Raw genomic sequence first — 23,689 nt, 5'->3', positions numbered from 1 at the left:
GCATATATTACAGACGTTTCAAAGCCTACTTAAAGTGGAACTGAGCTGAACATAGTGTTTTAAACCCTTTAGCAATAAATCAGGTTCAACCTGCGGCTGGTAATGTCCCAAAAATTTGGCAAACAAGTTGGCATCACCGCCTGTTAAGATCAGGTGTTTAGGAGAGTGATGCATAATCTGGTCAATGGTGCTGATCAGGCCCAGCAGAATCCCATGATGGACAGCATCAACTGTGTTGTGTCCAGGCTTTAGATTATCAAAAGCGGAATCAGGAATTTTAATACCTTTGGTATTTTGAATGAGTGAATCTCGTTGCAAATACAGGTTTGGCAAAATATAGCCACCTAAATGTTGTAACCCCTCAACCAGATCAATGGTTAATGCTGTACCACAGCCGATCACACAAAAACTTTCGTTCGGTTTTGCCACCGCCAAGACCTGTAACCAGCGATCAATCCCAAGTTGGCTTGGCACATCATAGCCGCATTGCAAGCCAGCATATTCTGCATGAACCTTTGCAAAGATAATCGGAATATCTAGAACAGCCAGAATCATTTGAATACGCAGGTTGTTTTCTGCATCCAGCACTGAGGAAATACCCACCCGACTGAACTGTTGATGGCGAAAATGCTGGATCAAACCTAGGAGTAAATCTGCGGGGGACTGTAGATGAAGTTCAGCCGCGTGCTCAAGCACTTGGTCATTTTCAGTGACCCAGTATTTTAGCCGTGTATTGCCAATATCAAGCCATAAACTTTTCATAAGATAACGATTTCTCAAATTTCAGCCAGACGTAGGCGACCTTGATAAAACTGCTGTGCTTGATCAGTTTTAATGATGACAGCACCATCATTCGAGATACCCTGAAAACGTCCCTGAAGCTTGCCTTGGGCATGTTCAAATTCCACCTGCTGATTTAGCCAAATGGCATGATGGTTAAAACGTTCAGCCAGATTGTAGCTGCCATGTTCAAACCATTGTGCTGCCTGCTGGATGGCAGTATACAGTTCGGCAATCAAGTTCAGACGCTCGATTTGATGCAAACCCAGCCTATGCAATGAGGTGATGGGCTGGTCTGCATTCTCAACAGGTGGCGTATTCAGATTGATGCCAACCCCAACAATGGCTTGATTCACGGAGAGTGACTCTACCAAAATCCCACCCCATTTGCCTTGGGGGCTATACAAGTCATTTGGCCATTTAACCTGTAGGTTTAAGCCTTGCAAGCTTGGTATTTGTAGAATATTCAATGCAACTTCAAGAGCGAGGCGACCATCCAGTGCTGTCTTGCTTTGAATCAGTGTGCTTAAATAAACGTTTCCTTCAGGAGAGACCCATTGTCGCTGGTGCTGACCACGACCCTGAGTCTGCTGTGCGCTGCATACCAATCCTGTGCTAATGCCTTTTTGTGCAATTTCACGCATATCATCATTGGTCGATGTGGTGGTGGTTTTTAATAAAACCACTTCGGGAAACTGATTTTTTGCGTTGAGTAATTGCTGTAACTGGCAGATTGCGAAATCATCCATCATTTTTACAAGTAGAGTGGTCATGTGTTTATGGAGTTAATCATATATTTGCTGATTGGCGCAATTGCTGGATTTACTGCAGGTTTGTTTGGGGTGGGTGGTGGCCTAATTATTGTGCCAATTTTATATATCGTCTTTACTCAAATGAATTATGACGCGAATGTGATTATGCATGTTGCCGTGGGGACATCCCTAGCCACCATTATTGTGACCTCAATCAGCTCAGTGATGGCACATCATAAAAAAGGTGCGGTGTTGTGGCAGGTGTTCCGTAATTTGGCGCCAGGATTGGTGCTGGGCTCATTTATGGGGGCTGGAATTGCCGATCTTATGTCAGGCCAGCATTTGCAACTAGTGATCGGTGTTTTTGCGGTATGGATGGCGTATAAGATGTTTAGAGGCGCACATGTGCTTGTTGATGCAAATCGTCATTTGCCATCACCACCCTTGCAGTTTGTTGCAGGTGGGGGAATTGGGGTGGCTTCTGCCATTTTTGGGATTGGCGGCGGCAGTTTAACCGTACCTTACCTGAACCGTCATGGTGTAGTGATGCAAAAAGCGGTGGCAACTTCGGCAGCCTGTGGCCTCCCAATCGCCGTGGCTGGGGCGTTAGGCTTTATGTGGTTTGGTGCCAAAGAGCAGATTGATGTTCCAAATACCATTGGCTATGTGCATATCTATGCTTTTCTTGGGATCAGCGTGATGAGTTTTATCACGGCTAAATTTGGTGCCAAAGTCGCACATCGCCTATCTCCCGCAATGTTGAAAAAATGCTTTGCAGGTTTACTGGTAGTGGTTGGCTGTTATTTCATTTATAAAGGGCTGATGTAGGCCCTTTAATTCACCAGTCCATAATGCACTTCAACGTTTGCAATCAGGGTTTCAACCAGAAGCAATACATCATCCTGTTGCCGTGCATCGACAAAGAACAGTGGGTAGTTCAGTTCTCTCGCTTTCAGCCAATCCCGATAGATGGACAGGGTGCGTTCTGGCTTACGGTCAATATGGGTAACGGCAATCACAATATTGTTGCCAAAAGGCTGGAATGCCTGCACATACTGCTCTAGGTCAATTAGTGGATTTTCTGCGGTGTGGTCAATCATGACAATGGTTCCAATCGCACCCTTACAAATCACCGCCCAGATAAAATCAAAACGGTCCTGTCCTGGCGTGCCGTATAAACCGACCTTGATTCCATCTTCCAGTGTCAGCTCACCATAATCAATGCCCACCGTGGTGAGTAGCTTTTCATGGGATTCGGTATCGGTATTCAATGCCTCGGTGCTCAGCACCTCAATTTCTGATAACGTTTGGATGGCGGTCGACTTCCCTGAACCCATGGTTCCGCCAAAGACAATTTTATATTGATGTAAAATCATAAGTTTGTCCCTAATCAAAAGCCTAAACGGTTACGCAAGCGGCCAAACAGCTTTTGCATAAAATGTTGTTCAGTCTCATTTTTCTGGATTTGAGGGCTATATTTTGCTTCCCGATCCTTGATGAGTTTTCCGAAATTTGTACCCAAACAGGCAGCAACGAAATGTCTTACCTTTTGTTCAGAAAGATTTAGTTGGGCTGCAACGGTCTCAATCTTTGCACCTTGGGCAAAACAGGCTGACATTCGCAAAATGTCCTGACGATCAATCCTGTTTTTTGGCTGTGGCCAAATTTCTAAATAGAAACTTGATGCAGAGGGGGGGCAAAGTTCATTAAAATCTTTTGATGCCCAAAGTAAATTCCACAACCATTGTTTTAAATCTTGTTGTGGTGTCTCTGTGATCCAATGCTGATCTTTCTGAGTTGCATAGGTATAGTTCAGGCTTGGATCGCTTTGTGTTGTGGTGAATTCAGGGTTTTGCCATAGCCATTCACCACGTGGGTCGGCAATGGCCAATAAGCCATTATTATCAAATAACTGAATTTTTCCATTTCTCGGATTCTGGATTTCCTGTAGAACTTCCCTGATCTGTCTGCGGTGAAAGGTCTGGCCTACAGGTGGGGTGGCTGGTGCTTCTGTCGTCTCTGGAGTTGGTTGTGAACGTTCATTGAAATAATGGCTTAACCAGTGATGTAGTGAGTTGATATGGTTAAGTGGAAGATAGAGGGTATCATTTTCAATGGAACTATTTTTATCGACATCGTTGGCAATCTGAAGCACATTGATATTGCTGTTTTTAATCAGGCTTTTAATGTTGGGTGAATCGGAAAAGATATGATTGATCATTAAGATATCAAGCTGTGGTTCTGCAATGTTGCTCCAGTTCACCTTGACATGATTGGGAACCGCTGTCTGAATCTGTTCTTTTAATTCATTCAATGTCCTGATACTTAACCCAAAAATTGCGATATTGACGGCCTGATGAACACCCATGATGCTACTCATATAGAATTACTGAACACTTCAGTAAAATAAAAAAATTTTTTAGTTTAATAAAAATATTATTTTATGTGACTTATATCAATAAAAAATCGTTAGAATTTTAACTTTCAGATATATGGTTGTCTGGCAAAAAAGCAGATAAATGGCTGATATAAAAATAGAAAAGATAGGTTTTATCTGTATATTTGGGATCAAATCAGGTTTTTTTAGAAAGATTGGCTTAAAAAGCAATAAAATTGTTAGACAATGATGTAGAATTTATACAGCGAGATCAGTTAAAACAAAAAAGCGCAAACAGCATTGAACAATGCGTATAACAAAGATAGCGAGGGGCTCATGAATCTCGAAGAGGCTGATAGTCTTTCTGAACAGATTGCAAAATACATTAGTGAACAAATTATTAGCGGCGAGCTGGTTGAAGGCGAACGTATTCAGGAGCTGCGCATTGCGAAAGAGTTGGATGTCAGCCGTGGCTCTGTCCGTGAAGCATTGTTGTTGCTGGAACGTACCTATTTAATTGAAATTTTTCCACGCCGTGGCGCAATTGTCTCTGAAATGTCGGCCCAGCAGGTCAAGGCACTGTTTGACACCAATGTGATGGTGTTGGGCCATATTGTGCAGCGGATTAGTGAGACCTGGCGGGTCAATGAGGCAGAACAGCTACAGGCCTTGTTAGACCAACTGATGGAGTTTGTCCGTGCTGGGGATATTGAGAAGTTTTATGATGCTATCTTTAAATATCTGGCTGAACAGCATGAGATGGTGGCGAATCCCTACATGATGCAGTTCTACAAGGAACTGTTGCCATCGTTACGCCGTAGCTATTTTTTAACCTTAAACACCTCTCGCCGTGAGCTACAGGAATCGTTTACCCTGTTTAAGCTGGTGATTGATGCTATTTTGATCCGAAAATCACAACAAGCCGCTTTATTTATGGAAGATTTTTGTCGACACTTGCGCAACCTTGTGTTGGAATCTCTGACACGTATGAAACAGATTGAATTGGCTTGGGCAAGACGCTCACGCCGCTAATTTTTTAGGTCAAAACACGGCGTTATGCGTTTAAGCAGTTTAAAACTTTCAGGCTTTAAATCTTTTGCCGATAGTACCACTTTAAATTTTAAGGCCAACCGTACTGCGGTCGTTGGCCCAAACGGTTGCGGAAAATCGAATGTGATTGATGCCATTCGCTGGGTGATGGGCGAATCTAATGCACGTCAGTTGCGTGGTGGTAGCATGCAGGATGTGATTTTTACAGGAACATCCAAGCGTAAACCTGTCGGTCTTGCCAGTGTAGAGCTTCGTTTTGACAATACCTATGGCAAGTTGGGTGGCGCTTATAATGCCTACAACGAGCTTGCGGTGCGTCGTCAGGTTACGCGTGAAGGTAAGTCTGAATATTTCCTCAATGGCACACGCTGCCGCCGCCGTGATATTACCGATATTTTTCTGGGTACAGGTTTAGGGCCACGTTCTTATGCGGTGATTGAGCAGGGCATGATTAACCGTCTGGTTGATGCTAAACCAGAAGAAATGCGGATATTTATTGAAGAAGCCGCTGGGGTTTCCCGTTATCAGGCACGTCGTCGTGAGACTTTGCAGCATTTAGAACATACTGAGCAAAACTTAGCTCGTTTGGAGGATATAGCGGCAGAGCTGAAATCGCAGCTCAGAACCTTGAAGCGTCAGTCTGAAGCAGCAATTCAATACAAAACTTTAGAAAGCCAAATCCGAATCTTAAAAATCGAAATCCTTTCGTTCCAAGCCAATCAAAGTCAAAAGCTACAACAAGAATATACAGTTGAAATGACCACGTTAGGTGAACAATTTAAGTTGGTTCGTTCAGAGTCACATACGATTGAACATGATCTTGAAGCCACAAGTGCTTTATTCCAGCGTTTGATTCAGCAATCATCACCTTTGCAGCATGAATGGCAACAGGCAGAGAAAAAACTGGCTGAATTGAAAATGACTTTGGAGCAAAAGCAAAGCTTATTTCAACAAAATAGTAGTAGTTTGATTCAGCTTGAACAGCAAAAACTACAAACCAAGGAGCGTTTGCAGTTATCCGAGTTGCAGGTTGAAACCTTAACCACGCAGTTTGATGAGCAAAATGAGCAATTGCTTGAGCTGGAACGGCAGACCCAAGCCGCCGAGCAAAATTTTACCGATGTTCAGGCACAGCAAAAGCAGGCACAACAGCAATTTGAACAACTTAAAACCCAAGTTGAAAAGCAGCAACAACAAAAGCTGCAAATGGCGGCACAGATTGAGCAACTAAGCAAAAATGTACTGCGGATTGAACAGCAAAAGCAGACCTTACAAAAGCAAAGCGGCCAGATTCGTGCTCAGGTTCAGGATGATGAGCAAGCGCAACTGGAACAGTTACAGCAGCAGTTGCAACGAGAGATTGTTGAACTGGAAACAGCGATTGAACAGCTACAGCAAAATCTACAAAGCCAGGAGGATCAGCAACATTTAAACAAGACTGATGCACAGAGTTTAAAAACAGAGATTCAGGTGTTATTGGCTGAACAAAAGAACCTGAATCAATTGGTGGCAAAGCAGAGTCCCAAACAGAACCAAGATATCGTTCGATTAATGCAAAACTTGCGTTTAACTGCTCAAGCTAAAGTGCATGCATGCATTATTGAGAAGTTCTTAGCCAAATGGTTACAAGCACAGTTGATTGGGAATGGGCAAGCCTTCCAAGAAGGTATCGCACGACAGTTAAAGTCATCACAACAGCAGCCTGTTCAAATTGTAGAGCTTACTTGTTTGAGTGAGTGGATCGAGGCGCCACAATCTTCTTTATGGACAAATGTAGCTGTGGCAGAAGATTTAGCCACAGCATTGCGATATCAAGTGCATCTCCAGCAAGCACAATCGATTTTAACGCTGGATGGTTATCATGTCGGTGCGGACTGGGTTATTGCGTTGCACTACGATGAAGAGAGCCAGACTGCACAAGGGATGCTCAGTCATCAAGTGCGCTTAGAGGAAATCGAACAACAACTTGCAGAAATACAGCCACAATTACTTGAGTTAGAAAACCAATTTTCTTTTCAACAACAAACTTTGCAGCAACATCAACAACATTTACAGCAACAGCAACAAAGCCAAAAACAAAAGCAAAAAGAATTACAACAACTCGATGTGCAAATTGCCAAACTGCAAAGTACTGCACAGGCATTTGTATTACAACAGCAGCAATTGGCCGATCAACTGAAACAACTGGATGTGCAGCTTGAAGAAGATGCCATGCAGCGGGATGATCTGGAAATTGACCTGCATGCTTTAGCAATTAAATTGGAAGCAGTGTTACCCAACTATAAAACTTTACAGTTTCAGGTCGAAAATCTCAATGAACAATTGGATGAGCAACAACAACAGCTGACCCAACAGCAGCAGCAACGTGAAAATCTGCGCCGTCAGACCTCTCAAGCCAATCAGCAAATTGAGTTATTGGAAAAAGATATCTCATTCCTGAAAACGCAGTATCGTCAAATCATCGAACAAATTGAGCAGGCCAAGAAATTTGTTGACCCAATTCAACTGGAATTGCCAGATCTTGAATCACAGTTTAAGGCGCAATTTCAACAAACCGAAAAACTGCAAAAAACCTGGAATGAATGGCAGCTGGAACTCAATCAGGTACAGGAAAAGCAGCAGCAACTGACTGAACAACGCCATCAAGCACAGCAAAAAGATGAGCAGGTACGTGAGCAGTTGGAACAAAAGCGCTTGGCTTGGCAGGCAGCAAAATCAGATCGTGAACATTATCTGGAACAGCTGAAAGAACTCAATGCGGAAGCTTTATCTGATCTGACGATAGAAATGAAAGATCATCAGCAAAAACTTGAAAAAGCCCAGCAACAATTTGAGAAAATCGGTGCTGTGAATTTGGCAGCTTCACAAGAATACGAAGAAGTGTCGCAACGTTTTGATGAGTTGAACCATCAGATGCAAGATCTGCGAAATACGGTTGATCAGCTCAAAGATGCGATGAAAAGTATTGATCAGCAAACCCGTAAGTTGTTTATGACCACCTTTGATCAGGTCAATCAAGAGCTGCAACTTTTGTTTCCAAAAGTGTTTAATGGCGGTGAGGCGACCCTCAGCCTTGAGGATGACTGGCAGTCGGGTGTGAAATTAATGGCACGTCCGCCAGGTAAACGTAACAGTTCTCTGGCATTATTGTCAGGTGGTGAAAAGGCCCTAACGGCATTGGCGTTGGTGTTTGCTATCTTTAGGCTGAACCCTGCGCCTTTCTGTGTATTGGATGAAGTTGATGCACCACTGGATGACGCCAACGTACAGCGGTATTGTAATTTGGTAAAAGAGCTTTCTGAACAAGTGCAATTCATTTACATTACACATAATAAATTGGCAATGACAATGGCAACTGATTTACTTGGAGTGACCATGCCAGAGCCAGGCACATCAAAATTAGTGACTGTGGATTTAGAACAGGCAAAAGAATACGGGTTAGTTGCGGAGTCCTAGTATGGAAATGAATACAATAATAGGCATTGTTGTCGCCGTTGTGATTATGCTCGTTGGTTTGATCATGATTTTAAGAAAACCAAAACCAGTTGAGCTTTCACTAGAAGCAGATCTTCATGTTAACCCTGAAAGTCAGCAACCTGTGATTCCTCGTCATGTACGGGATCAGATTTTGCAAAATGATGTGGTTACCGCTGCAACCAACCGTGTTGAACCAAGTTTTAACACGGCACCGATTGAAGCAAAAGCGCCAGTTGAAATAGCTACTGCGGAAAATATTGTAAAAGCGACTGAAACTGATGTTGTGATTGAACCTGAGCCAGTTGTTAAGCTCACTTCGGATGCAAATAAACAAGAGACAGTGCTAGAATCGCAGTCTCAAGACGAAGTTGAAGCGCTTTTAGCAACGCCAGAAAAAGCTCAGGATGAGAAAGCTGAAACACAGCTCAGCTTAAACCCAAATATTGAAACAGTTGAGATTGCTGAGTTTGATGGCGAAAGTAATATTCTGGATGTGCATTTGCATGAACAGCAACGCTATGATGATGAAAGTGCTTTGGCAACAGCAGAGCAAATTATTGCTTTGAATGTTTATCCAAATCCACGTCGTGCTTTGTCTGGTGATAAAGCATTAAAGGTATTGCTGAAATATGGCCTGCGTTTTGGCGAAATGTCATGTTTCCATCGTTATGAAAACACCGATGAGCCAAGCCCATTGATGTTCTCCGTATTACGCGTCACAGATAATGGCCCAGCGGGCTTTGACCTGGAAACATTGTCTGCGGAACAGGTGCAGGGTCTGGCATTTTTCCTTGCATTGCCAAACAGCAAGGCGGTGACAGGCTATGACATGATGACCAGCATTGCAGGCTTAATTGCGCGTGAGATTGATGGTAAAGTTTACGATGAAAACAATCTTGAATTCACGCCGCAGTTGAAAGAGCATTGGCGTCATCATGTGATTGATTATCGTCCAAATCAAGCAACGGTTTAATCAATCTTTTATAATAAATTCAGTAAAGATTATAGGGCGGTTTTCCGCCCTTTTATATGGTGAAATTTAAATGGAACACAACTCAGTTATTGAGCAAATGCGTCAGTTAATTCAACTGATTGCAAAACATAATCATGCTTATTATGTAATGGATCAACCTTGCATTTCTGATAGTGAATATGACCATTTATTTCATCAACTGAAAGCCTTAGAACAACAACATCCAGAATGCATTCAGGCGGATACACCGACCAATAAAGTCGGTGGTCAAGTGTTGTCAAAATTTGAAAGCGTGACCCATGCAGTGCCAATGTTGTCATTGGGCAATGTGTTTAATCAGGAAGATCTGTTTGCCTTTGCCCGTCGTATTGATGAACGTTTACCCAATCAAAAAGTCCAGTATGACGTTGAACTTAAACTCGATGGCTTAGCGATTTCACTGTGGTATGAAAATGGTGTCTTGGTTCGTGGCGTGACCCGTGGTGATGGTGAGACAGGCGAGGATATTACCCAGAATGTTAAAACCATTCGAAATTTGCCGAAAGTATTATCAAGTCAGCATCAAGCCATTCCAGAGCTTCTGGAAGTTCGTGGTGAAGTATTGATGCCAAAGCAAGGCTTTGAAAAACTCAATGCAGATCAGGAAGCCAAAGGCGATAAGACCTTTGCCAATCCACGGAATGCAGCAGCAGGAAGTTTGCGCCAACTCGATCCAAATATCGCAGCTTCACGTCCATTGGCGTTCTATGCTTATGGTATTGCGCAATGTCAGCCCAATCATGGTCTGGAAACCATGCACGACAGCCTGCACTGGTTAACCCGATTTGGTTTTGAAATCGCAGAACGTCAATTTCTCTGTGCCTCGATTGAGGAGGTACAGCAACGCTATGAACAAATCCAACAAGAACGTCCAGATCTTAAAGTTGAAATTGATGGTATGGTGATTAAGGTCGACAGTCTTAAACAGCAACAACAATTGGGCTTTTTAAGTCGTGAACCACGCTGGGCAATCGCTTATAAATTCCCCGCACAAGCGGCACTGACCAAAGTCGAAAATATTGACTGGCAAGTGGGACGTACTGGTACGCTTACTCCTGTCGCGCGTTTAACACCTGTCTTTGTTGGTGGTGTAACGGTATCTAATGTAACCTTACACAATATTGGTGAAATCCATCGTTTAGATGTGCGTATTGGCGATACCGTTAGTGTCTACCGTACTGGCGATGTGATTCCAAAAGTTGAGAAAGTTTGGGTTGAGTTCCGACCTGCCGATACGGAGATCGTCCATCTCCCGACGAATTGTCCAGTCTGTGAATCACCTGTAGTGATGCCAGAAGGTGAGGCCTTGGCACGTTGTTCAGGTGGCCTGTATTGTGCAGCACAACGGATTGAAGCCATTCGTCACTTTGTTTCGCGTAAAGCCTTGGATATTGAGGGCTTGGGTGATCGTTGGGTAGAGTCACTTCTGCATCTCGATTTACTTAAAGATGTGGCTGATATTTACCATTTACATGAACATCGTGACACCTTATTGACCATCGAGAAAATGGGTGAAAAATCCGTTCAGAACTTGATTGATGCCATCGAAGCGAGCAAGAAAACTACCTTGGCACGTTTTATTTATGGCTTAGGTATTCGTGGTGTAGGTGAAACTACAGCACGCATGTTAGCCAATACTTTCCAAACTTTGGATGCGTTGAAAGCTGCCGATGTTGAAGCACTTAAGAAAACGCCTGATGTCGGTGATATTACAGCAGAATGGATTGCTGACTTTTTCCAAGCACCACATAACATTGAAGTACTCGATCGTTTATTGGCAGCAGGAATTCATTGGGATGCACCGACAGCTCCAACACGTCAACCATTGAATGGTGAAAGCTGGGTAGTGACAGGTACACTGGAAAGTATGGGGCGTGATGAGGCGACACAAAAGTTACAAGCTTTGGGTGCACGCGTCAGTGGTAGTGTTTCCAGTAAAACCAAATGTGTGGTGGCTGGTGAAAAAGCAGGAAGCAAGTTGGATAAAGCGCAGAAACTGGACATTCGGGTAATGAATGAACAAGAGTTTCTGGATTTCTTGGCGCAGTACGGAGGTGTTGAATGAGTATTAAAGCATTGAAAACCCATCTGGTCACAAAACCTGAAAAAGAATTGCTTCAAGAAATTGTTAAACTATATCAACAGTTTTCAGTAGTCAGAGATTTTTATGATTCACAGATAAGTGCAGAGGGGGCAAATGACGTACTCTCTAAATATAAAAAAATAATTCAGGATGAATTTTTGCCCAAACATGGATTTGGCGATGCAAGGTTATCTGTCGCACGAAAAGCGGTTATGGACTTTAAAAAACTCAATGGATTAAATATACATCTAGTTGATCTTGCAATCTATTATGTTGAAATTGGAGTAAAATTTACCAACATGTATGGTGATATCAATGAGCCATTTTATAATAGCATGGAGTCAATGTTTGCTCAGGCAATGAAATGGATGAAGCAGCTCAATGTAGAAAGTCAATTTCAACAAAGAGCAGCAAAAATTTGTCACGATACAGATAATATTGGCTGGGGGTTTCATGATGGACTATGTGAAATTTATAGTGATTATTTTGATGATTAATACTTGAAAGTATAAGAAAAAAGCCTATTCAAACCGATGTGGTTGAATAGGCTTTTTATTGTTAAATATATTTTTTCACAATCCCATCATCAAGCAATTGCTGGAAATGTTCACATACACTTTCACGAATATCGTGATATTGAATACCTAGCTCATTCACACTACGTTGTGAATTAAAGTAGATTGGATAACCCATATTCAGTTTTACAAATTGACGGGAATGCCCAAATATGGGTGCAACTAAAGAAAATGCTGTCTTAGGCACAGTAAAATGTGGGAAAGGATATCTGTAGCCAAACTTTTTCGTTAATGCTTGGCCCATTTCTAGTAGGCTTAATGTGCCACCACAAATGATATAGCGACCTTGTGCTTTAGGATTGAGTGCCGCAGCAACATGTGCATCGGCAACGTCACGAACATCAACAATGCCGTTCCACATTGGTGGTACACCAAACAGAGTGGTACCATTGCCAAACTGTTGTAGTACTTCAATACTGCCAGACTGACTTGCATCAGTGAGTGATGGTCCCATCACCAGTGCAGGGTTGATACAGACAAGACTCCAGCGATTTTGTTGCTCTGCCATTTCCCAGGCTTTACGTTCTGCAGCAACTTTCGAGTAGGGGTATGGTTGATGGGTTTCACTGCTGGTATTGTTCCAGTGGCTTTCATCAAACTCATTATTCGCGGTATTTTGAATCTCCACCGCATCGCCATAAGTTGAGGCAATACTTGAGGTCAGCACCACACGTTTGACTGATTCAGTGCGATTGACACTGTCCAGTACATTTTCTGTTCCTTTTACCGCAGGCTCAATGATATCTTTTACTGCATCCTTATAGTTAGTCACAACAAAAGGCGAGGCGGTATGGATCACGATTTCACAGCCTTGCATGGCTTCATCAAAAGAACCAGATTCAAGTAAATCGGCTTTAAAAAACTGAATTTGTCCTGATGATTTATCTGCTAGATCATACAGGTGCTGAATTTTATTTTTCTTAGATGGATCTCGAACCGTAGCATGTACGTTGTAACCCTGATTCAACAGTCGTTCAATAATCCAGCCCGCAATATAACCCGTAGCACCCGTGACCAAGATTGGTTTACTTTTATCCATTTTATTTCCGCATTGTGTTTTTGTGATTGATGTTATTTACCGAATTTTGTGTAAACAAACAACAGCCGAGCAGTCATTTTTTAATGTTTTTTGATCAAAATTGCAGTGGAATAAGAAGCATTGCTAACCGTTACAAAAAACTAAATAAAGGATTTTGATTAAATTCATTGAGTTGTGAAGCTATGCCCAATGTGCAAAGGCTTATTTTAATTAGATAAATTGGGCGAATTAAAACTGTAAATGCGTATGTTTCTCATTTTAATTTTATAAAAATCATAAACTTACACACTTTTGGTTTTGCAATTATTGTGTAAATTGACCATAATGTTGTCATTCGATAGGAGTAAGTATTATGCGTGGCAATCCAGAAGTCATCGACTATTTAAATATGCTCATTGGCGGTGAATTGGCTGCTCGTGATCAATATTTAATCCATTCCCGTATGTATGAAGATTGGGGCTTGAGCAAGATTTACGAGCGTATTGACCATGAAATGCAAGAAGAAGCTTCACATGCTGATTCAATCATTCGCCGTGTTTTATTTTTGGGTGCTCAACCTAATATGAATCGTGAAGACATCAATGTGGGTACAGATGTCGTAAGTTGTTTAAAAGCTGATTTAGCACTTGAATACCATGTGCGTGAAAAACTAGCGACAGGCATTAAGCTTTGTGAAGATAAAGGTGATTACATCAGTCGTGATATGTTGCGTCAGCAGCTTTCGGACACAGAAGAAGATCATACCTATTGGTTAGAAAAACAATTGCGTTTAATTGAATTAATTGGTTTGCAAAATTATATTCAATCGCAAATTTAAGATTTACGAATAAATAAAAAACTCAGCAGATGCTGAGTTTTTTATTTATGAATTATTTTTTAGATTGTGCTTCTTTTAAATCTTTTAATACTTGATCAGCATGCGTTTGCGTATTCACACTCGTGTAGTGATACATAATTGCACCTTGAGGATTAATCAAGAAACTCTCACGTTTAGCAATTTTTGTAACCCCGAAGTTTCTAACAATGCCAAATTTTCCAGCAAGTTCGCCTTTTTCATCTGCCAAAATTGGGAAAGGTAAACCGAGCTTTTGTGAAAATTTCTGATGTGATGCAATATCATCCAAGCTCACACCCAAAACGACTGCATTCGACTTTAAGAATTGAGGATAAAGTGATTTAAATTGATTCGCTTCTTGAGTACATCCAGCGGTGTTATCTTTTGGGTAGAAATATAGCACAACCCATTTGCCTTTGTATTGGCTGAGGGTATGCCATTGACCTTTCTGGTCTTGCAACTTGAAATCAGGCGCGGATTGTCCCACCCATTGCTTTTGAGCGGTATCTTGTTTGGAGAATAATGTGCTTTGTGCTGTGGTTAGGCTTGGTGTACTGAGCAAAACAAGAGAACTGCATAAAATAAGAACTTTGGACGTTATCGTATTCATCATTGTGATCTCAAAGTATCGTTGGAATAATAGCGCATATTTTAGCAAATTGAATCGTGTCAGCTAGAAAAAATAACCAATCTATGCGATGTTTTATACAAAGTAGTTGATCAGTGTAAAGGGATGCATTTGTCTAAAAAGATTCTACTCATTACTGGATGGGGCGGTGGTGCCGAATTATTAAAACCTTTACATGAGGCTTTAGAACAAAACGGACATAGCGTTGAGCGGCTTAATATCTTTAATGCCCTCGATGATGAAGTCTTACAACAGCACGTTGAGCGGGCAGTCAAGTTTGATATGATTGTGGGATGGTCACTGGGTGGTCAACTGGCAACGATATTAGTGAATCAAATCCAGCAACAATACAATGAGCAGAAAGCTTTAATCACTTTAGCATCGAATCCATGTTTTGTGGCTCAAGCAGATTGGATGACTGCCATGCCTGTTGAAAGCTTTATGCAATTTAAACAATCATTTGAACAGGATGCGATTACCACCTTAAAACGTTTTGGCTTATTGGTCTGTCAAGGTACAAGTTCAGCAAAAAAAGACTTTTTAGCCATGCAGAGATTGATTCGTCCACAACCGATTGCATTGCTTAGACAAGGTTTAAAGTTGCTAGAGCAATTAAATCTGGTTGAGATGTATAAAAATTATCAAGGTAGGCAGTTACATGTGTTTGCGGAATATGATGCTTTAGTTCCTTACCAAGTTGTGCGAAAAATTAAAGATTTGGCTGCAAAGAATTTATCTGTTATTTCTGTTGAAAGTGCTTCTCATGGTTTTCCATGTTTTATGGTGGAGCAGACTGTGCAGATAATTGAAGATTTTATTCAGCCGATTGTTTAATCTTGCGGTGGAATGAAAGTTATCGCAATGTATTTTAGATTTTGACAAGTTTAAGATGATGTCTACAGATTTTATATTTGTTAGGGCGGAGTCGTGCTGAGTTTTAATTTAATTTCTGGATAAGCTTTCAGCTAGACTTACTTTGGTTTCGCCCAAATGAGAAGCGAAGCTTCGCAAGAAAGGCATTTGTTAAGCTGATGGTACATCCTTGTACCACAGCTTAACAGGCGGCATCCATGCCGCCCCCATGATCGTAGACATTGCCATGAATTTAGTTGGCTTAGGATGAGGAGTAAATAAAGGATGACAGACCCATTTGATTTAGAACATATATGGCATCCCTATACTTCGATGTTAAATCCACTACCAAGCTTTAAAGTCAAACGTGCTTACGGTGCAACAATTGAATTAGAAGATGGTCGAACTTTGGTTGATGGTATGTCGTCATGGTGGTGTGCGATTCATGGTTACAACCATCCAGAATTAAACAAAGCAGTTGCTGACCAATTGCAAAACATGGCGCATATCATGTTTGGCGGTCTGACCCACCAACCTGCAATTGAATTAGGCAAATTATTATTAAAAATCACGCCACCGAATTTAGATAAAATTTTCTATGCTGACTCAGGTTCGGTGTCTGTTGAAGTCGCTTTAAAAATGGCAGTGCAGTATTGGGCTGCATTGAATCAACCTGAGAAAACCAATTTTATTACTACACGTTCTGGCTATCATGGTGATACTTGGAATGCGATGTCTGTGTGTGATCCTGTCACGGGGATGCATCAAATTTTTGGTAGCAGTTTACCGAATCGAATCTTTGTACCCGCGCCACAAAGTCGCTTCGATGGTGAATGGGATCCACAAGATATTCAAGAGCTCAAACAGCAGATCGAACAGCATCATCAGAGTATTGCCGCATTGATTATCGAGCCAATTGTTCAGGGTGCAGGTGGGATGCGTTTTTATCATCCTGAATATTTACGTCAGGCCAAAGCTTTATGTAAGCAATACAATTTATTGCTGATCTTTGATGAGATTGCGACAGGTTTTGGACGTACAGGTAAAATGTTTGCTTGGGAACATGCGCAAGTTGAGCCAGACATCATGTGTATTGGTAAAGGCTTAACAGGTGGTTATATGACTTTGTCTGCAACATTAACGACTAAACAAGTGGCTGAAACCATTAGTCGTGGCGAAGCAGGCGTATTTATGCATGGCCCAACCTTTATGGCGAATCCATTGGCTTGTGCTGTTGCTTTAAGAAGTACCCAATTATTGGTTGAGCAAGATTGGCAGAGCAATATTCAACGTATTGAAAAGATCCTTGTTGAGCAATTAAGTGATTTAGTAGAACTTGATCATGTTGCAGATGTACGTGTATTAGGTGCGATTGGCGTAGTTGAATTAATCTCTAATGTTGATATGAAAACCTTGCAGCAACAGTTCGTTGAACGGGGTATTTGGGTGCGACCATTTGGAAAATTGGTCTATGTGATGCCGCCGTATGTGATCACAGATGAGGAACTCCATTATTTATTAGCACAGATGAGTGAAGTGGTAAAAAATACGCAAGGAGCGCATAGCAATGTCCTTGCTTGATCATTATGCCGAGCAGCTTGACCAGCTTAAACAGCAAGGTAATTTTCGTCAATTTACTGCAAATCAACAGCAGGGAAAATGGATTACGATCCAAGATCGAAGCATGTTGAATCTGGCATCCAATGATTATTTAGGTTTGGCAACTGATTTGCATTTAAGAGAAGAATTTCTTGATACGCTGAAAATTGAACGGGCGCTCTTTAGTTCATCTTCGTCACGCTTGCTCACGGGTAATTTTGCAGAGTACGAGCAATTTGAAAATAGCCTAAGCAAAGTTTTTGGTCGTGCAGCTTTACTTTTCAATAGCGGTTACCACATGAATATCGGTATTTTGCCAGCCTTGTGTGATAGCAAAACCGTGATTCTGGCGGATAAACTGGTTCATGCCAGTATGATTGATGGCATTCGATTATCGAATGCTCAATATGTGCGTTATCGTCATAATGATTTGCAGCATCTGGAACAATTATTGCAAAAGTATCATCAAGATGAGCAAATTGAAAGCATTATTGTGGTGACTGAAAGTATCTTTAGTATGGATGGTGATGAGACTGATCTAGCAGCATTGGCGCAGTTAAAGCAGCGATTTGCTAAAACCATGTTGTATGTTGATGAAGCACATGCGATCGGTGTCAGGGGGGGGCAAGGTCTGGGCTGTGCTGAACAATATGGCGTATTGGATCAGATTGATTTCTTGGTTGGAACCTTTGGTAAGGCAATTGCTTCTGTGGGCGGCTATATCATTTGTGATTCAATCATGCGTGATTATCTAATCAATAAAATGCGCCCACTGATTTTTAGTACTGCTTTGCCTCCAATCTCGATGGCATGGTCAGATTTTATTTTTAATAAAGTGCTGAACATGCAGCAACAGCGTCAGCACTTGGCTGAGATCAGTCAATATTTACAGCAAGCGGTGATTGCAAAGGGTTTCTCCAGTCCATCCAGCAGTCATATCATTCCAATTATCTTGGGTGAAAGCCAAGCGGCCATTGAAAAAGCACGCTATGTACAACAACAAGGCTTTTATGCCATGCCAGTACGCCCACCAACGGTGCCACAAAATAGCTCACGTCTTCGTATCTCACTCACCGCTTTGGTGCAAAAAAATGAACTGCAACAACTAGTGGAGTGTTTGTGAGCATCGATAAAGCACTGGTTGCCCAACGTTTTGCCAAAGCAGGGCAAAGCTATGTCGAACATGCTGTGGTACAGAAACAGATTAGTGCACAGTTATTTGAATATCTTAAAGTGTATTGTCCGCAGAACTTAGCCTCTGTGCTTGAGATTGGCTGTGGTTCAGGCAATCTAACGCATTTATTTCAGACTCATTTTCAGTTTGAACAGCTATTCTTAAATGATTTATATGCTGATGTTGAACAGCATTTTTCAACGATTCAAAATATAGCTTGGTTGATCGGAGATATTGAACAGCTGACTTTACCACAGTCCTTAGATGCAGTGATTTCTAGTTCAGCATTACAATGGATGACTGATCTACCTAAGTTATTGCACCGAATTCATGATGCTTTAAAACCGAAAGGCTATTTGGGTTTCTCTACATTTGGTGAAAATAATTTAATTGAAATCAAAAAGCTGACTGGGCAAGGCTTAAATTATTATTCCAGTGAAGTACTGAAACAGAAACTTGAAGAAAGTGGCTTTGAGATTGTGTTTATAGAAGAAGAGCAAAAACATCTATATTTTGATCATCCAAAATCTGTATTGCAGCATTTAAAAGCGACGGGGGTGACTGCAACAGCAAAATCGCATCGCTGGACCAAGCAATCGTTACAGCAGTTTTATTCAGATTATCAACAGTTTCATGATGAGCAAGGTTTCCGTCTGACTTATCATCCGATTTATGTGATTGCACGGAGAATAGCATGAGTGCAGCAATTTATTTTGTCAGCGGTATTGATACAGAAATTGGGAAAACTTATGCCACTGGTTATCTCGCCAAACTGTGGACAGAACAAGGGCAACGTGTTATTACCCAGAAGTTAGTACAAACTGGGAATGTAGATAGTTCAGAAGATATTGAAAAGCATCGTGAAATTATGGGTAGTGGCTGGTTTCAGGAAGATCATGAAAAATTGACCATGCCTGAAATTTTTAGCTATCCTGCCTCGCCACATTTAGCTACACGTTTGGATGGGCGTGAGTTAGATTTTGCCAAGATCGAAGCTGCAACTAAAGAGCTTGCTCAGCGTTTTGATGTAGTATTGTTAGAGGGTGCGGGCGGTTTGATGGTGCCTTTAACCACAGAGTTGTTGACTATTGATTATATTGCTGAACATCAATTTCCTGTGATTCTGGTCACTTCTGGACGTTTGGGTAGTATTAATCATACTTTATTGAGTCTGGAAGCTTTAAAACATCGTGGTTTGAGTTTGCATGCTTTGGTATATAACTTAAAGGATGAGTCGAAAGATCCGCTTATTTCGAAAGATACCGCTGATTATTTAAAAGCTTATTTGGCAAAGCATTTTCCAGAAGCAGAATGGATTGAGCTGCAAAAGTTTTAATTCTGACAATGAAATAAAATAACAACTTATTTTGATAAAACAACATTCTATTTTAATCAAATGTTGAAAATATTAATTCATTGATTCTTTTGTAAAAATATAGAATGATGGAGTCCATAAAAGCAAATTCATCAATACACCTGAATACTGGCGAAAAGCTGGATATGGATTAAAAATCAGGATATGAGCATTATATTGAAGCCTCAATTTTTTAAAGCCGCCTTAATTGCGGTCATGATTACAGGGATGCCAGTCAGCCATGCAAAGAGTCCTGCCCAAGCCGACAAGGTACTGCGGGTGGCGTTTCCTGCACCTGATGATGGTTTTGATATGGTGAAAACCTCCAATTTTTATAGTGGTAATATTGCTGATGTAATTTTTGAAAGATTGCTTCAATATGATTACTTGGCAAATCCAGTCAAGCTAGTGCCTGCAACAGCTCAGAGCTTGCCAGTGATCAAAAAAAATGGGCAAGTCTACACCTTTAAAATCAAGTCAGGCATCTACTTTACCGATGATCCTGCATTTAAAGGCAAGCGACGGGAACTGGTCGCTGAGGATTATGTCTATGCGGTCAAGCGTATTCTTGACCCAAAAAATCATGCGCCATCTTTTTCCTTTATTGACAATAAATTGCTTGGTGCAAATGCACTGGTGGAGCAAGCCAACAAGACAGGAAAATTTGATTACGATGCACCGATTGAGGGAGTAAAAGCCCTCGACAAATATACCATTCAATTTACCCTGACCCAGCCTGATTATAATTTCCCCTATATTCTTGCCTATAGCACCTTTGGCGCAACGCCTCGGGAAGTGGTTGAATACTATAAAGATCGTATCGGGATGCACCCTGTTGGCACAGGGCCTTATATGCTGGGTAAATATGTACCGCGCAGTAAAATCGAGCTGGTCGCTAATCCTGATTATCGTGGTTTTATCTGGAATTTTAAATCCACAGGCACGGCTTGGGATAATCAACTGGTCAAGCAAATGAGTGGTAAACACATGCCACAAATTGGCAAAGTGACGGTCAGTATTATTGAAGAAGAACAATCACGCTGGCTGGCATTTCAGTCCAAACAACTTGATTTTGATAGCTTAACGGCTAATGCTATTGCCAAAGCTTTAGATCAAAACAATCAACTGAATGCGGAGATGCAGAAAAAGGGCATTCGCCTGTATGCCAATAAGGAAGCAGAAGTCACCTACACCATGTTTAATATGCGTGATCCTGTGGTCGGTGGCAGTAGTCTGGATAAAATTGCGTTAAGACGAGCGATTGCCATGTCATTGAATATGAATGAATATATTCGTATTCTGCGTAAGGGGCAGGCGGTTAAGGTCGAAATGCTGGTGCCTGCTGGCGTCAATGGTCATAATCCAGATTATCGCAGTAGTATTGGCTATAACCCTGTCTTGGCAAATAAGTTGCTGGATCATTTTGGCTATAAAAAGGCGGCAGATGGTTATCGCACGTTCCCAAATGGCAAGCCTTTAATCCTTAAAATTAATACTGAAAGTAGTTCGTCTTCTGTGATGTATTCAGAACTTTGGAAAAAGGGGCTGGATGCGATTGGGATTCGGGCAGATTTTAAGGTCAGTAATTTTGCTGACAACCTCAAGGCTGCTTTTCAATGTCAATATATGATGTGGGGCGGTGCGTGGCACGCCGATTATCCAGAGGGAGAAAATTTTGCTCAACTGCTTTATGGGGCGAATGTTGGTCGAGGCAATTTATCCTGTTATCAATCCGTAGCCTATGATGCGCTGTATAAAAATGCAATGAAATTACCGCCTGATCAACGTATGCCGTTTTATGAAAAAATGAGCCGACAAATTGAAGCGGACAATCCGTGGGTGCTACAGGATACCCGTAACCGTAACTGGGTCATTCAGCCTGAAATTCAGGGCTTTAAGGCACATCCGATTATGAGTACCAATTGGCAATATCTGGATATTGTTCCAACACAAAAGAAATAATGTGAACACGTATGAAGCAGAATTTTAAAATTTCATTGCAGCAGTATGGGATGGCGGTCTTGCTTGGCACAATCTCGATTGGCATAAGCAATGGCACAATGGCAAAAAGTCCAGCCAATCCAAACAAGGTGCTGCGCTATGCCTTTCCTGTGGCGGAAACAGGTTTTGATCCTGCCGCAGTTCAGGATTTGTATTCAGCGCATGTACTGTATTCCATTTTCGATACCTTATATACCTATGATTATCTGGCTTCACCCGCCAAGCTGGTTCCCAATGCTGCGGCTGCCTTGCCAGAAGTCAGTGCGGATGGCTTGACCTATACTATCCGTCTTAAAAAAGGGATTTATTTTTCTCCAGACCCTGTGTTTAAGGGGAAACCACGAGAACTCACCGCAGCAGATTATGCTTATTCCTTTAAGCGGTTGCTTGATCCGCAACTGCATTCACCCAGTAGCTGGTTATTTGAGGGACGCATCGCAGGAATGGACAGTGCCATCCAGCAAGCGAATAAAACGGGGAAGTTTAATTACGATCAGCCGATTGCAGGCTTGCAAACGCCTGATCGTTATACGCTGGTGATTCGCCTAACTGAACCAAACCATAATTTCCCGATGTTGCTGGCACACCAGCCAACAGGTGCAGTCGCCCGTGAAGTGATTGAACATTATCGGGACAAGGCTGGTTTTGTCATGGGGCATCCGATTGGCACAGGGCCTTATTTATTGTCCCGCTGGACACCTGCTTCACGGATTATTTTAAAAGCCAATCCTGACTATCGTGGCTTTGTCTGGGATTTTAAGGCCAGCAATCCAGACGATCAGAAAATTGTCCAGCAAATGCAAGGCAAGAAAATGCCACAGATTGGTGTGGTGGATATTCAGGTGATTGAGGAAGCACAGTCGGGGTGGTTGTCGTTTCAGAAAGATGGACTGGATTTATTGACCTTAACAGGAGATTTGCCTGCTCAGGCACTCAAAGATAGTAAGTTAAAAGCTGAATTTGAGCAAAAGGGTATTCAGCTTTCCCGAATTTCTGATCCCTCGATTGATTATTTATACTGGAATATGCAAAACCCTATGGTCGGTGGATTGAGTAAGGAAAAAATTGCCTTACGCCGTGCGATGGCCATGGCACATTCACCTGAAAAAGATATTCAGATTTTAATGAAAGGGGATGCCAAGCGTTTACAGTTCCCGATTCCTTACGGCGTGGCAGGGCATGATCCCGATTATAAGGGCAGTGTGCCGTATTCGGTGAAAGCGGCCAATTTATTGCTGGATCGGTATCATTATAAAATTGGCACGGATGGCTGGCGTAGTTTACCGAATGGTAAACCCTTGCTGATAGAGTTTATGCCATCCAGTAATAGCGCACGAAGTATGCAAATGGCTGAATTATTAAAGAAAGATTTAGCCAGTATTAAAGTGAATATGGTGTCCAAACCTGTGCCCTTTGCTGAGGGTTTAAAAGCAGAAAAGCAATGTAAAACCATGTTTAAGGGTTCTGCATGGATTGCGGATTATCCTGATGGTGATAATTTTATGCAGTTGTTTTATGGCAAAAATGTCAATGCCACCAATAATTCCTGTTTTAAGTTAGCTGAGTATGACCGTTTATATGAGCAAACATTAAAATTGTCAGATGGGTCTGAACGAGATCAGCTTTATCGGAAGATGGCACGGTTATTAGAGTTTTATTCGCCTGTACAAATGATTTCCAGTCGTTATCGTAATGTTCTGATTCAGCCCCGTGTGATTGGCTATAAAAAGCATCCGATTTTGCCTGCGGAATGGATGTATATTGATATTGAGGAAAGGAAGAAAAAGTAAAAACATTGGTCTCGAATTGGTTTTGCTATCGTGGAGGCGGCGTGGATGCCGCCCGTTGGGCTGTGCTATCAGGGATGTAGCATCAGCCTAACAAAGGATTTTTGTTTACTTTTCATCCCTGAAAAGTAAGGCCTGCGGCAGGCTAATGATGAAATTGGATGAGAACTCGGCACGACACCGATGTGATAAATATAAAACGACTTATACTGACTTAAGTTTAGATTTTGAAAATTGAGTATGGAAATGAACTGGAGAAAAGCGTGTGGCAAAAAAGACATTAACGAACTTGGGGCTATGCTTTATTGGTCTTT

Annotated in this window: 20 protein-coding genes; 14 read left to right on the top strand and 6 right to left on the bottom strand. The window is 41.7% G+C overall.

Translation table 11 applies throughout. From position 1 onward, the window contains the following. Positions 1 to 18: 18 nt before the first annotated feature. A complete protein-coding gene (locus tag F973_RS11330) occupies positions 19 to 762 on the bottom strand; it encodes a pantothenate kinase (protein ID WP_004761872.1) in 744 nt (247 codons plus the stop codon). A gap of 14 nt (positions 763 to 776) precedes the next feature. Beyond that, a complete protein-coding gene (locus tag F973_RS11325) occupies positions 777 to 1,553 on the bottom strand; it encodes a biotin--[acetyl-CoA-carboxylase] ligase (RefSeq protein ID WP_004761869.1) in 777 nt (258 codons plus the stop codon). A 6-nt stretch (positions 1,554 to 1,559) separates the two neighbouring features. Here F973_RS11325 and F973_RS11320 point away from each other — a divergent pair, with 6 nt between their 5' ends. Further along, positions 1,560 to 2,360, top strand: a complete 801-nt coding sequence (locus F973_RS11320; RefSeq protein ID WP_004761868.1) for a sulfite exporter TauE/SafE family protein — start codon at positions 1,560 to 1,562, stop codon at positions 2,358 to 2,360. Between the two features lie 5 nt (positions 2,361 to 2,365). Here the strand turns inward: F973_RS11320 and F973_RS11315 are convergent, their stop codons facing one another. Together F973_RS11315 and F973_RS11310 are read right to left on the bottom strand one after the other, a co-directional pair. Further along, a complete protein-coding gene (locus F973_RS11315) occupies positions 2,366 to 2,908 on the bottom strand; it encodes a GTP-binding protein (protein ID WP_004761867.1) in 543 nt (180 codons plus the stop codon). A gap of 14 nt (positions 2,909 to 2,922) precedes the next feature. Next, a complete protein-coding gene (locus F973_RS11310; RefSeq protein WP_004761866.1) occupies positions 2,923 to 3,900 on the bottom strand; it encodes a hypothetical protein in 978 nt (325 codons plus the stop codon). A gap of 345 nt (positions 3,901 to 4,245) precedes the next feature. On the opposite strand from F973_RS11310, the gene F973_RS11305 reads away from it, so the two are divergent. From F973_RS11305 to F973_RS11285, 5 genes are all read left to right on the top strand, one after another. After that, on the top strand, positions 4,246 to 4,941 hold the full coding sequence (locus F973_RS11305) for a GntR family transcriptional regulator (protein ID WP_004675034.1): 696 nt from the start codon (positions 4,246 to 4,248) through the stop codon (positions 4,939 to 4,941). A gap of 24 nt (positions 4,942 to 4,965) precedes the next feature. After that, positions 4,966 to 8,415 carry a chromosome segregation protein SMC gene (gene smc / locus F973_RS11300; RefSeq protein ID WP_004761864.1) on the top strand — a complete coding sequence of 1,150 codons (3,450 nt, stop codon included), beginning with the start codon at positions 4,966 to 4,968 and terminating at the stop codon, positions 8,413 to 8,415. A 1-nt stretch (position 8,416) separates the two neighbouring features. Continuing rightward, positions 8,417 to 9,409, top strand: a complete 993-nt coding sequence (locus tag F973_RS11295; RefSeq protein WP_004682897.1) for a cell division protein ZipA C-terminal FtsZ-binding domain-containing protein — start codon at positions 8,417 to 8,419, stop codon at positions 9,407 to 9,409. A gap of 70 nt (positions 9,410 to 9,479) precedes the next feature. Continuing rightward, positions 9,480 to 11,513, top strand: coding sequence for an NAD-dependent DNA ligase LigA (ligA, locus tag F973_RS11290; protein WP_004761863.1), 2,034 nt, complete (start codon positions 9,480 to 9,482; stop codon positions 11,511 to 11,513). Next, positions 11,510 to 12,028, top strand: coding sequence for a DUF6155 family protein (locus F973_RS11285; RefSeq protein ID WP_004761862.1), 519 nt, complete (start codon positions 11,510 to 11,512; stop codon positions 12,026 to 12,028). The genes ligA and F973_RS11285 overlap by 4 nt, the downstream gene beginning before the upstream one ends. 61 nt (positions 12,029 to 12,089) lie before the next feature. On the opposite strand, the gene F973_RS11280 is transcribed toward F973_RS11285, so the two are convergent. Continuing rightward, positions 12,090 to 13,145, bottom strand: a complete 1,056-nt coding sequence (locus F973_RS11280) for an SDR family oxidoreductase (protein ID WP_004682893.1) — start codon at positions 13,143 to 13,145, stop codon at positions 12,090 to 12,092. Between the two features lie 352 nt (positions 13,146 to 13,497). On the opposite strand from F973_RS11280, the gene ftn reads away from it, so the two are divergent. Next, the gene (gene ftn, locus F973_RS11275; RefSeq protein ID WP_004663600.1) at positions 13,498 to 13,962 is read left to right on the top strand and encodes a heteropolymeric bacterioferritin subunit Ftn; all 465 of its coding nucleotides are present in this window, start codon (positions 13,498 to 13,500) and stop codon (positions 13,960 to 13,962) included. Positions 13,963 to 14,014: 52 nt separating this feature from the next. Here the strand turns inward: ftn and F973_RS11270 are convergent, their stop codons facing one another. Beyond that, positions 14,015 to 14,593, bottom strand: a complete 579-nt coding sequence (locus F973_RS11270) for a peroxiredoxin (protein WP_004761860.1) — start codon at positions 14,591 to 14,593, stop codon at positions 14,015 to 14,017. A 120-nt stretch (positions 14,594 to 14,713) separates the two neighbouring features. Between F973_RS11270 and F973_RS11265 the strand changes: the two genes are divergently transcribed. From F973_RS11265 to F973_RS11235, 7 genes are all read left to right on the top strand, one after another. Then, on the top strand, positions 14,714 to 15,442 hold the full coding sequence (locus F973_RS11265; protein WP_004761859.1) for an alpha/beta hydrolase family protein: 729 nt from the start codon (positions 14,714 to 14,716) through the stop codon (positions 15,440 to 15,442). 303 nt (positions 15,443 to 15,745) lie between these two features. Then, on the top strand, positions 15,746 to 17,041 hold the full coding sequence (gene bioA, locus F973_RS11260) for an adenosylmethionine--8-amino-7-oxononanoate transaminase (protein WP_004761857.1): 1,296 nt from the start codon (positions 15,746 to 15,748) through the stop codon (positions 17,039 to 17,041). Continuing rightward, positions 17,028 to 18,182: an 8-amino-7-oxononanoate synthase gene (locus F973_RS11255; RefSeq protein ID WP_004761855.1), complete on the top strand. Its 1,155-nt coding sequence runs from the start codon at positions 17,028 to 17,030 to the stop codon at positions 18,180 to 18,182. Before bioA ends, F973_RS11255 begins: the two co-directional genes overlap by 14 nt. Then, positions 18,179 to 18,931 (top strand): malonyl-ACP O-methyltransferase BioC, encoded by a 753-nt coding sequence (gene bioC / locus F973_RS11250; RefSeq protein ID WP_004682887.1) that lies wholly within the window; start codon positions 18,179 to 18,181, stop codon positions 18,929 to 18,931. The genes F973_RS11255 and bioC overlap by 4 nt, the downstream gene beginning before the upstream one ends. Further along, a complete protein-coding gene (bioD, locus tag F973_RS11245) occupies positions 18,928 to 19,569 on the top strand; it encodes a dethiobiotin synthase (RefSeq protein WP_004761853.1) in 642 nt (213 codons plus the stop codon). The genes bioC and bioD overlap by 4 nt, the downstream gene beginning before the upstream one ends. 234 nt (positions 19,570 to 19,803) lie before the next feature. After that, positions 19,804 to 21,549 (top strand): ABC transporter substrate-binding protein, encoded by a 1,746-nt coding sequence (locus F973_RS11240; protein ID WP_416201898.1) that lies wholly within the window; start codon positions 19,804 to 19,806, stop codon positions 21,547 to 21,549. Positions 21,550 to 21,560: 11 nt separating this feature from the next. Then, a complete protein-coding gene (locus tag F973_RS11235; protein WP_004761849.1) occupies positions 21,561 to 23,378 on the top strand; it encodes an ABC transporter substrate-binding protein in 1,818 nt (605 codons plus the stop codon). The last annotated feature ends 311 nt before the right edge of the window (positions 23,379 to 23,689 follow it).

Origin of the sequence: Acinetobacter sp. CIP 102129 (assembly GCF_000368305.1) — a bacterium.
Taxonomy (GTDB): domain Bacteria; phylum Pseudomonadota; class Gammaproteobacteria; order Pseudomonadales; family Moraxellaceae; genus Acinetobacter; species Acinetobacter parvus.
Note: the sequence above shows the minus strand (reverse complement) of the source record. Positions and strands in the feature narration are given on the sequence as shown.

What these genes read in the sequence shown, in the direction of transcription:
- ligA (WP_004761863.1), top strand. Translation starts at nt 9,480, where the DNA reads ATGGAACACAACTCAGTTATTGAGCAAATGCGTCAGTTAATTCAACTG.
- bioA (WP_004761857.1), top strand. Translation starts at nt 15,746, where the DNA reads ATGACAGACCCATTTGATTTAGAACATATATGGCATCCCTATACTTCG.
- F973_RS11285 (WP_004761862.1), top strand. Translation starts at nt 11,510, where the DNA reads ATGAGTATTAAAGCATTGAAAACCCATCTGGTCACAAAACCTGAAAAA.
- F973_RS11255 (WP_004761855.1), top strand. Translation starts at nt 17,028, where the DNA reads ATGTCCTTGCTTGATCATTATGCCGAGCAGCTTGACCAGCTTAAACAG.
- F973_RS11305 (WP_004675034.1), top strand. Translation starts at nt 4,246, where the DNA reads ATGAATCTCGAAGAGGCTGATAGTCTTTCTGAACAGATTGCAAAATAC.
- F973_RS11295 (WP_004682897.1), top strand. Translation starts at nt 8,417, where the DNA reads ATGGAAATGAATACAATAATAGGCATTGTTGTCGCCGTTGTGATTATG.
- F973_RS11320 (WP_004761868.1), top strand. Translation starts at nt 1,560, where the DNA reads ATGGAGTTAATCATATATTTGCTGATTGGCGCAATTGCTGGATTTACT.
- F973_RS11280 (WP_004682893.1), bottom strand. Translation starts at nt 13,145, where the DNA reads ATGGATAAAAGTAAACCAATCTTGGTCACGGGTGCTACGGGTTATATT.
- F973_RS11265 (WP_004761859.1), top strand. Translation starts at nt 14,714, where the DNA reads ATGCATTTGTCTAAAAAGATTCTACTCATTACTGGATGGGGCGGTGGT.
- ftn (WP_004663600.1), top strand. Translation starts at nt 13,498, where the DNA reads ATGCGTGGCAATCCAGAAGTCATCGACTATTTAAATATGCTCATTGGC.
- smc (WP_004761864.1), top strand. Translation starts at nt 4,966, where the DNA reads ATGCGTTTAAGCAGTTTAAAACTTTCAGGCTTTAAATCTTTTGCCGAT.
- F973_RS11235 (WP_004761849.1), top strand. Translation starts at nt 21,561, where the DNA reads ATGAAGCAGAATTTTAAAATTTCATTGCAGCAGTATGGGATGGCGGTC.
- F973_RS11270 (WP_004761860.1), bottom strand. Translation starts at nt 14,593, where the DNA reads ATGATGAATACGATAACGTCCAAAGTTCTTATTTTATGCAGTTCTCTT.
- F973_RS11315 (WP_004761867.1), bottom strand. Translation starts at nt 2,908, where the DNA reads ATGATTTTACATCAATATAAAATTGTCTTTGGCGGAACCATGGGTTCA.
- F973_RS11240 (WP_416201898.1), top strand. Translation starts at nt 19,804, where the DNA reads ATGATTACAGGGATGCCAGTCAGCCATGCAAAGAGTCCTGCCCAAGCC.
- F973_RS11325 (WP_004761869.1), bottom strand. Translation starts at nt 1,553, where the DNA reads ATGACCACTCTACTTGTAAAAATGATGGATGATTTCGCAATCTGCCAG.
- bioD (WP_004761853.1), top strand. Translation starts at nt 18,928, where the DNA reads ATGAGTGCAGCAATTTATTTTGTCAGCGGTATTGATACAGAAATTGGG.
- F973_RS11310 (WP_004761866.1), bottom strand. Translation starts at nt 3,900, where the DNA reads ATGGGTGTTCATCAGGCCGTCAATATCGCAATTTTTGGGTTAAGTATC.
- F973_RS11330 (WP_004761872.1), bottom strand. Translation starts at nt 762, where the DNA reads ATGAAAAGTTTATGGCTTGATATTGGCAATACACGGCTAAAATACTGG.